This is a genomic window from Pseudoselenomonas ruminantium (assembly GCF_900142515.1).
Classification (GTDB): Bacteria; Bacillota; Negativicutes; order Selenomonadales; family Selenomonadaceae; genus Selenomonas_A; species Selenomonas_A ruminantium_D.
Map to the genome: position 1 here is coordinate 1 of NZ_FRBC01000046.1, position 8,898 is coordinate 8,898.

The window sequence follows — 8,898 nt, forward strand, 5'->3', positions numbered from 1 at the left end:
GACTATTCCGGGCAAACGATGGCAGGCTCATAAATGCCGATGTCAATGGAGCTTTCCAGATAATGAGAAAAGTATTCCCGAATGTTTCGGCTGACGGGATAGAGGGCGTAGTGCTGCGTCCAGTTGTGGTAGTTGCTGCGTAGACCGCTTGCTTGGTTGAGGACTCGTCCGATACTCGGCTTGTAGAGAGCAGTTAACGAACAACAAAGTTTATAAAAATATTTAACATTATTTGTTAAGCTTGTTTATAAATACAGCATAATGGAAAAAGAATGAAGGGAAAGAGGTGTGCCAAATGGCAAGGGTATTGATTATCGGTTCCGGCCCTGCCGGCGTGTCAGCGGCTCTGTATGCCCGCCGGGGGGGGGCTGAGGTTACGGTACTGAGCAAAGGCCTGGCTCTTAGCGGGCTGCATAAGGCCGAGAAGATTGAAAATTACTATGGCCTGGCAGAGCCGGTCTCAGGGGCAGAACTCTATCAGCGGGGCATTGAGGGCGCGAAGAAAATCGGCGTGGAATTTGTCGAGGACGAATTGCTTTCGCTGATGTTCAATGATTCCTTTACAGGTTTCAAGGTGACGGGAAAAGAACACGAGTTTGAAGCGGGGGCGGTGATTGTAGCCACGGGGGCATCCCGGCAGACGCTTAACGTGCCAGGCATGAAGGAGTTTGCAGGCAAAGGCGTGAGCTATTGCGCCACCTGTGATGCTTTTTTCTATCGTGGCAAAGAGGTGGCAGTAGTGGGGGCCGGAGAATATGCCCTGCACGAAGCGCAAAGCCTGCTGCCTCATGCGGCCCAGGTTTATCTGCTGACCAATGGTGAGGAACCGGCAGTAGAAGTGCCAGCAGCAATCAGCGTGGTCAATGAAAAGGTCACCGCCATTGCTGGCGGTGACCGGGTGGAAAAAGTTGTCTTTGCCGATGGTTCGGAACTGGGCCTGAGCGGTGTATTTATGGCCCTGGGCACGGCAGGCAGTACCGCCATTGCGAAGAAGATCGGTGCCCAGCTGGAGGGCAATAACATCCGAATCGATGCCCATGGTGCGACAAATGTGCCGGGACTCTTTGCCGCGGGCGATTGCACCGGTGGTTTATTGCAGATAGCCAAGGCCGTCTACCAGGGGGCCGAAGCGGGGCTTTCCGCAGTGAAATATCTAAGGGAGAAAAAATCAGCTTAAAGCCCCTTCCGTCAGCCTGCGGCTGACACCTCCCCCTTAGGGGAGGCTTTTATTTTCTGCCCAATATTTCCAGGATGGCCGCGCCGATTTCATCGGTTTTGGCCGTGCCGCCCAAATCCGGCGTCAGGGTCTTTTTCTCCAACAGCAGGGTCTCGATGGCGTCGATGACTTTTTGGCCCCATGTTTCCTCGCCGAAGAAGTCGAGCATCTGGCTGACGCTCCAGATGGCGGCCAGCGGATTGGCTAATCCCTTGCCGGCAATATCCGGGGCACTACCGTGGATGGGTTCGAACATGCTCGGGAAATTCTTTTCGGGGTTGAGGTTGGCACCGGCAGCCAGTCCCATGCCGCCGGCAATGGCAGCACCCAAATCGGTCAGGATATCACCGAAGAGGTTGCTGGTCACGACAATCTGGAAGCGTTTCGGGTTCTTGACGAAGAACATGCTGGCGGCATCTACCATCAGGGAGCTGGTGGGCACATCGGGATATTCCTTGCCCACTTCAGCAAAGATTTCATTCCAGAATACCATAGAGTAGCCCAGGGCATTGGCCTTGCTGATATTGGTGAGGCTCTTGCCCTCTTTTTGTGCCAGTTCGTAGGCGTAGCGGATAACCCGCTCACAGCCCTTACGGGAGAAGACGCCGGTCTGCAGGGCGATTTCCTGCTCGGTGCCGGGATAGAGGCGGCTGCCCACGTTGGCATATTCGCCTTCGCTGTTTTCCCGCACGACAATCATATCGATATCTTCTTCTTTGACATCCTTCAAGGGACAGGGAGCGCCCTTGAGGAGTTTCACGGGACGCAGGTTGATGTATTCATCAAAGCCCTTGCGGATTTTCAGCAGCAGTCCCTGCAGGGAAACATCGTCAGGTACGCCGGGATAACCCACGGCGCCCAGATAGATGGCATCGAAATCCTTGAGGATGGAGAGACCGTCCTCGGGCATCATGCGGCCTTCCCGCAGATAGTATTCACATCCCCAGGGGAAATCGGTGAATTCCACGTTGAATGTGCCATCCAGCTTAGCAATGCCGGACAGGACTTTCTTTCCTTCCTCAATGACGTCCGGGCCAATGCCGTCCCCGGCGATAACAGCAATCTTGAAATTTTTCATGAATCAGCACCTCTTCCAGATTTTCAACATACTTTATAAATTTTCGGCATCATAAGGAGGATTTCCTTGTGGTATAATGAAGAAAAGAAAAAATTTCAGGAGAGGAAAGCTTATGGAACTTACGGAATTACAGCAGCAGATCGCGCGTTTTTACCATCATAATCCCTTTGTGGAGTACCTGCATATGCAGGTGGAGCCGTTGGCGGACGGCAGTGTGCAGCTGGTGCTGCCCATTGATGAGATGCATACGAACCTTTATGGCATTGCCCATGGCGGCGTGCTTATGACGATGGCGGATACTGCTATGGGAGCAGCATGTCTGGTCTGCAACAAGAAAGTGGTCACCCTTAGCCTGACTACGGATTTCATGCATGCGGTTCCTCTGACGGAAAAGGTGATTGCTCATGCGCAGGTGCTCCATGATGGACGTCATACCATGGCCTGTGAATGTGAACTGAAGAGTGAGAAGGGGAAAATCTTTGCCAAAGGGCATGGCAATTTCTATGTTTTGGGGAAATTCATCGAGTAATTGCCTTAAAAGACAAACAATAATAAACAATTTAATAATTGCTTGAAAATAAGATGCGAACAGTCTATAATTAGAGTAGGGGCTGTGTATACCTAGAATAAAGGATTAAGGAAAAACTCAGGGAAAGTGAGGGATCGATTATGGGTATCTCGGGTGTAGGGGCTACGACTCTTTCGAGCTTCCCGCAAATCAATCGCGAGGTTCATTCTGTAGGAATGAATGCAGCTAAAGAACGTAGCGACCAGGCAGCATCTTACAGCAAAGTGTCGAATTTTGGCAATGAAACCAAATTAGGCTCGAGTCCGTTTCAGCGCAACAATGACACCGTGATCAGTATCGGTGAACGGGAAACGTCACAGATTGCCAAGGAAACCGCAGCAATCTATAGCGTGTCTAATTTTGGGACGAGTACCAAGATCGGAAGCAGTGCCTTCCAGCGCGACAATCAAAAGACAAATAACGAAGGTATGAAAAATACCTCCCAAATCATGGATAAGGCGAAGTCTTACTATGAAGTGTCGAATTTTGGTAACGAGACAAAATTGGGCTCCAGTAAATTCCAGCAGCAAATCAAGGAAATTTCTCAAAAAGGTCAGGACAGTATGGCGCGGAGCATGAAAGCAGCCCTTGATGTGACGCGCGTATCGCAGTTCGGCAATGAAACCCAATTGGGAAAAAGCCGCTTCCAACAGGCTAATGCGCAGATCAGCAATTATAAGCCGAAAACGCCGCCAGGGGGAAATGTGGATATCGCTGCTTAAAAAAGATTTTTTGCCGCAAGCCGTCAGGCCTGCGGCCTTTTTTGATGCAAAAGATAAGCTGTAACGCTTGTTACAGCATGAAGGCGGCATTCTCTCTATAATAAGTCCTGTAAGTGAGCGAGAACACAGTGTATTATGCAGACAATAAGTGTGAGTAAGGAGATGCTTTATGGAAAACAAGATGTTTTGTTATCAGTGTCAGGAAACTGCCGGTTGCAAAGGCTGCACCCAGATCGGCGTCTGCGGCAAGAAGCCGGAAGTGGCTGCCATGCAGGATTTGCTGATTTATGTGACCAAGGGCTTGTCGGCAGTCACTACCCGCCTGCGTGCCGAGGGCAAGCCGGTGGACAGCAAGGTGAATTACCTGATTACCATCAACCTTTTCATTACCATCACCAATGCCAACTTTGATGAGCAGGCGATCATGGCACGGGTCAAGGAAACGCTGGCAGTCAAACAGGAACTGCTGGCAGGGCTGGCTGACCGGGAGAACCTGCCCGCTGCAGCACTTTGGAACGACACGGAAGATGGCTTTGCTGCCAAGGCTGCCAAAGTAGGCGTTCTGGCCACGGAGAACGAGGATATCCGCAGCCTGCGTGAACTCATCACCTATGGCCTCAAAGGTCTGGCCGCTTATCAGAAGCATGCCAATGTGCTGGGTTACGAGAATGAAGCCATAGATGCGTTCCTGCAGTCGGCTTTGGGAAGGCTCCTGGATGACAGCCTGACGGGAGATGACCTCACGGCTTTGACGCTGGAAACGGGCAAGTGGGGTGTGGATGGCATGGCCCTGCTGGACAAGGCCAATACGGAAACCTATGGTAATCCGGAACTGACGAAAGTGGAGCTGGGTGTGCGCAAGAATCCGGGCATCCTGATTTCCGGCCATGACCTGAAGGATCTGGAGATGCTGCTGGAACAGACGCAGGGCACCGGCGTGGATGTCTACACGCATGGTGAGATGCTGCCGGCCCATTACTATCCGAAGTTCAAGAAGTACACGAATTTTGCCGGCAACTACGGCAATGCCTGGTGGAAGCAGAAAGAGGAATTTGAAGCCTTCAATGGCCCCATCCTCATGACCACCAACTGTGTGGTGCCGCCGAAGGCCAGCTACCAGGAACGTCTCTTCACCACGGGCGCTACGGGTGTGCCGGGCTGCCAGCACATTGAAGCCAAAGCTGATGGCACGAAGGATTTCTCCGCCATCATCGAGCTGGCAAAGAAATGTGCGGCTCCGACGGAGTTGGAGCAGGGCCAGATTGTGGGCGGCTTTGCCCATGAGCAGGTCTTTGCTGTGGCAGATAAAGTGGTGGACGCCGTCAAGAGCGGTGCCATCAAGAAATTCGTGGTCATGGCTGGCTGCGATGGCCGCATGAAGAGCCGTGATTACTATGCAGAATTTGCCAAGGCCCTGCCGCAGGATACGGTTATCCTGACCGCTGGTTGCGCCAAGTATAAATACATCAAGCTGAATCTCGGCGATATCGGCGGCATTCCCCGCGTGTTGGATGCCGGTCAGTGCAATGACTCTTACAGCCTGGCCCTGATTGCCTTGAAGCTCAAGGAAGTCTTTGGCCTTGAGGATGTCAACGAACTGCCCATTGCCTACAATATCGCCTGGTATGAGCAGAAGGCTGTCATCGTCCTGCTGGCCCTGCTGCACTTAGGTGTCAAGAACATCCACCTCGGCCCGACGCTGCCCGCCTTCCTGTCCCCGAACGTGGCGAAGGTATTGGTGGAAAACTTCGGCATCGGCACGATTTCCACGGTAGAAGAAGATATCAAAAAGATGATTGGCTAACGCTTAAAGGGAGCTGCGATGATTTCGCGGCTCCTCTTTGTTTGAGAATAAAATTCTGACAATAAATAAAATTGTGTGGATGTTAACGGGAAAAAATGTTATAATGTGCGTATGTGATACTTTATATTTAAGGGGGATTTATCATGAGCAAATACGCAGGAACGCAGACGGAAAAGAATCTTGAGGCGGCCTTTGCAGGGGAAAGCCAGGCTCGCAACAAGTACACGTATTATGCTTCCAAGGCGAAGAAGGAAGGGTTTGAGCAGATTGCTGCCCTGTTCCTCAAGACGGCTGACAATGAAAAAGAGCATGCCAAGATGTGGTTCAAGGAACTCCACGATGGCATGCCCGATACGACGGTGAACTTGAAAGACGCCGCTGATGGGGAAAACTATGAATGGACGGATATGTATGCCGGCTTTGCTGACACAGCAGAAAAAGAAGGCTTCAAGGAGCTGGCAATCAAATTCCGCATGGTCGCTGAGATTGAAAAGCATCACGAGGAACGTTACCGCGCCCTGCTCAAGAATGTAGAGACGCAGGAAGTCTTCCAGAAGAGCGAGGTCAAAGTTTGGGAATGCCGCAACTGCGGTCATATCGTGGTGGGCACCAAGGCACCTCAGCTTTGCCCGGTCTGCGCACATCCGCAGAGCTATTTCGAAATCCATGCCGAAAACTATTGATTACGGCTGGGGTTCTTCGGGAATCTCCAGATAATCCCGTATGGCGGTGATTTCCTTGGCAGTGTATAAGCCCACCGGGGATTCGCGGATCATGATGGTCTGCAGCATGCGGCTCTGTTCGGCCTGGTCATCGGTCTTCAGGTTGGCCGGGTCGGCGGCGGCCCGCGTCAGGGCGATGGTGCGGTACTGCGCATCTGCATAGGTGTTGGTCTTTTTCATGACTTCAGCGAGCTGGTCATAACAGCCATCGTTGAGCGCGACTGGTGGGGTATGCTGGGCAATGCGTTCCTTGAGGCTGGCACTGTCCTGGTCGAGCTGCTTGAGTCGCACGAAACAGGTCTGGATGCTGATGTTGTCGGCTTTGAAACTTTCGATGATCTGATGATACCAGCGCCAGTTGCGGTCAAGTTCCGCTAAATCCTGCTGGTACTGGGCGTACCAGGTGGTGAAGATCTGCTGCTGTTGCTGCATCTCGTAGCGTTCTGCCTCGCTGATGGGCTGATGGACGGTCTCAGGTACCGGCCAGTAACGGTAGGCGATAAGCCCTGCGGCCAAAAGCGTCAGGCAGAAACAGGCAAAGATCTTCTTGTTGGGCAGATAGCGGTAGAGGAGCAGCAAAAGCAACAGGCACAATAGGCCAAGGATGTATATGAACATGGTGAGATTCCCTCCTATAGGATTAGAAAGATTACCTAATCATTCTAACATAATTTCCTTATTGCAGGAAATAGGGGAAAGGTCTATACTGAGATTGTTCCGTCTATGACGGCGGGACAATCTCTTTTTTGTGGAGTGAATGCATATGGAAAAAAGAGGCGCTTTGCGGGCTTTTTGGCAGCTGTTCCGCGGCTATTGGAACAGTGAGCACAAATGGAAGGCCCGGGGGCTTTTGGCCTTCGTCATCGGCTTGAATTTCTTCGGCGTGTATCTGCTGGTACGGTTGAACAGCTGGTACAATGAGTTCTACAATGCCTTGCAGCAGTATCAGGCAGATCAGTTCTGGCCGTTGGTGGGGGAGTTCACGGCGCTTGCCATGTTGTATATCGTGATTGCGGTATATGCGATCTATCTGCGGCAGGCGGTGCAGATCAATTGGCGCACCTGGCTTACGGACGCGTATCTTTCCCGCTGGCTGGGGGGGCAGGTCTATTATCGCCTGCAGGTGCAGAACAGCGACACGGATAACCCGGACCAGCGTATCAGTGAGGATATCAGCCAATTTGTCAACCTTTCCCTGCAATTGTTGATTGGTTTCTTGAAACAGTTGACGACATTGGCGGCTTTTGGCGTGGTGCTCTGGAATCTTTCCGGGTCCTATACCGTGGAATTGGGCGGCTGGGAGTTCGTCATCTATGGCTATATGTTCTGGTTCTCCCTGTTCTATTCGGGGATTGGTACGGGCTGTGCGCATCTCGTGGGCCGGAAGCTTATCGGCCTGAACTTTGAGCAGCAGCGCTTTGAAGCTGATTTCCGTTTCAATATGATGCGGGTGCGGGAAAACAGCGAGAGCATTGCCTTCTACGGCGGTGAATCTGCGGAAAACAAGGGTTTTCATGAACGTTTTGCCAAGGTCATCAGCAATTTCTGGCAGCTCATGAAGCAGACGAAAATCCTGAATTTCTATGTCAATGGCTATGCCCAGCTGGCGGTCATCGTGCCGCTGATCCTGGCCGCACCCCAATATTTTGCGGGTGGCATTGCACTGGGCGGCCTGATGCAGACGGTCTCCGCTTTTGGCCGGGTGCAGGATGCCCTGTCTTATTTTGTCGAGTCCTATGACACCATCGCGCAGTTAGCGGCGGTGGTCAAGCGTCTTACGGCCTTTACGGAACATATGGAAGTGGCGGAAGATGTCAAAGCCGGCATTGTGCGCCAGGAAGAGGGCCAGCAGCTGGCTGTGGAGGATCTGCAGGTACAGTTGCCGGACAGTAGGGTATTGCTGGCTGACTGTACGTTGAACCTGCCTGCTGGCAGCCGTTTATTGGTTACGGGATCTTCTGGCTGCGGCAAGAGTACGCTTTTGCGTACCCTGGCCGGTATCTGGCCTTATGGCAAGGGAAAACTCTCGCTGAAGGCAGGCAGCAAGCTGCTGTTCCTGCCGCAGCGTCCTTACCTGCCATTGGGCAGCCTGCGCCGGGCCTTATATTATCCCGGTACGGCAGCTGGCAGTGACGAGAAGCTGCAGGCGGTCTTGCAGACCGTGGGTTTGGAAAAATTCGTCAGCCGTCTCGATGAGATTGACGATTGGAGCCGCATCCTGTCGTTGGGTGAACAGCAGCGTCTGGCGTTTGCGCGGGTTCTCCTGACCAAACCGGATTGGGTGTTTTTGGATGAGGCCACTTCGGCCTTGGATGAACCGCGGGAAGCGGAGATGTATCAAATGCTGGCTAAAGAGCTGCCGGACATGGGTGTGGTCAGTGTAGGACACCGCTCGACACTGTTTGCCCAGCATCAGCAGGAACTGCGGTTGGCAGGCGATGGAAGCTGGATATTGAAAGCAATCTAAGAATAAGCTGCCTTGCGCGGCTTATTTTTTTGTCTTCTATGCTAAATGAGGTCGTGTGGCGGCGGTGCTTGCTTTTTGTCCTTGCGCTAAATGACTCCCTCGGGAATGCCGTTGACTTGGCGACATGCTCCGGTCCCCACCGCCAGGTTGCTGTGACGAGTTTGATGAGTTTTAAACTTTTTGTAAAAAAGGTGTTGACATATCCCTCCGACTCGTGTAATATAATACAAGTCGCTGACAGACACGGGCACAAAACAGTGTAGCGAAGCCTTGACTGGCGAGGCACTGAAGAGTTCCGAAAAGCTTCAAAAAAGAATTTAA

8 protein-coding genes are annotated in these 8,898 nt (G+C 52.2%); 6 read left to right on the forward strand and 2 right to left on the reverse strand.

The window, feature by feature from the left end:
• The first annotated feature begins 295 nt into the window (after positions 1–295).
• On the forward strand, positions 296–1,177 hold the full coding sequence (locus BUB68_RS14535; RefSeq protein WP_073092941.1) for an NAD(P)/FAD-dependent oxidoreductase: 882 nt from the start codon (positions 296–298) through the stop codon (positions 1,175–1,177).
• Between the two features lie 49 nt (positions 1,178–1,226).
• On the opposite strand, the gene BUB68_RS14540 is transcribed toward BUB68_RS14535, so the two are convergent.
• Positions 1,227–2,294, reverse strand: coding sequence for a tartrate dehydrogenase (locus BUB68_RS14540; protein ID WP_073092944.1), 1,068 nt, complete (start codon positions 2,292–2,294; stop codon positions 1,227–1,229).
• Positions 2,295–2,406: 112 nt separating this feature from the next.
• On the opposite strand from BUB68_RS14540, the gene BUB68_RS14545 reads away from it, so the two are divergent.
• From BUB68_RS14545 to rbr, 4 genes are all read left to right on the forward strand, one after another.
• A complete protein-coding gene (locus BUB68_RS14545) occupies positions 2,407–2,823 on the forward strand; it encodes a PaaI family thioesterase (RefSeq protein WP_073092946.1) in 417 nt (138 codons plus the stop codon).
• A 140-nt stretch (positions 2,824–2,963) separates the two neighbouring features.
• Entirely contained in the window at positions 2,964–3,584 is a 621-nt protein-coding gene (locus BUB68_RS14550; RefSeq protein ID WP_073092948.1) for a hypothetical protein, read from the forward strand.
• Between the two features lie 169 nt (positions 3,585–3,753).
• Positions 3,754–5,388: a hydroxylamine reductase gene (gene hcp, locus BUB68_RS14555; protein ID WP_073092951.1), complete on the forward strand. Its 1,635-nt coding sequence runs from the start codon at positions 3,754–3,756 to the stop codon at positions 5,386–5,388.
• Positions 5,389–5,531: 143 nt separating this feature from the next.
• Complete coding sequence (rbr, locus tag BUB68_RS14560; RefSeq protein WP_073092953.1) at positions 5,532–6,071, forward strand: rubrerythrin; 540 nt, start codon at positions 5,532–5,534, stop codon at positions 6,069–6,071.
• On the opposite strand, the gene BUB68_RS14565 is transcribed toward rbr, so the two are convergent.
• A complete protein-coding gene (locus BUB68_RS14565; RefSeq protein ID WP_073092956.1) occupies positions 6,072–6,728 on the reverse strand; it encodes a hypothetical protein in 657 nt (218 codons plus the stop codon).
• A 145-nt stretch (positions 6,729–6,873) separates the two neighbouring features.
• Here BUB68_RS14565 and BUB68_RS14570 point away from each other — a divergent pair, with 145 nt between their 5' ends.
• Positions 6,874–8,577 carry an ABC transporter ATP-binding protein/permease gene (locus BUB68_RS14570; RefSeq protein WP_073092958.1) on the forward strand — a complete coding sequence of 568 codons (1,704 nt, stop codon included), beginning with the start codon at positions 6,874–6,876 and terminating at the stop codon, positions 8,575–8,577.
• The last annotated feature ends 321 nt before the right edge of the window (positions 8,578–8,898 follow it).

Excerpts from the sequence above, each read along its gene's own strand:
- BUB68_RS14535 (WP_073092941.1), top strand. The coding sequence starts at position 296 with ATGGCAAGGGTATTGATTATCGGTTCCGGCCCTGCCGGCGTGTCAGCG.
- BUB68_RS14540 (WP_073092944.1), bottom strand. The coding sequence starts at position 2,294 with ATGAAAAATTTCAAGATTGCTGTTATCGCCGGGGACGGCATTGGCCCG.
- BUB68_RS14545 (WP_073092946.1), top strand. The coding sequence starts at position 2,407 with ATGGAACTTACGGAATTACAGCAGCAGATCGCGCGTTTTTACCATCAT.
- BUB68_RS14550 (WP_073092948.1), top strand. The coding sequence starts at position 2,964 with ATGGGTATCTCGGGTGTAGGGGCTACGACTCTTTCGAGCTTCCCGCAA.
- hcp (WP_073092951.1), top strand. The coding sequence starts at position 3,754 with ATGGAAAACAAGATGTTTTGTTATCAGTGTCAGGAAACTGCCGGTTGC.
- rbr (WP_073092953.1), top strand. The coding sequence starts at position 5,532 with ATGAGCAAATACGCAGGAACGCAGACGGAAAAGAATCTTGAGGCGGCC.
- BUB68_RS14565 (WP_073092956.1), bottom strand. The coding sequence starts at position 6,728 with ATGTTCATATACATCCTTGGCCTATTGTGCCTGTTGCTTTTGCTGCTC.
- BUB68_RS14570 (WP_073092958.1), top strand. The coding sequence starts at position 6,874 with ATGGAAAAAAGAGGCGCTTTGCGGGCTTTTTGGCAGCTGTTCCGCGGC.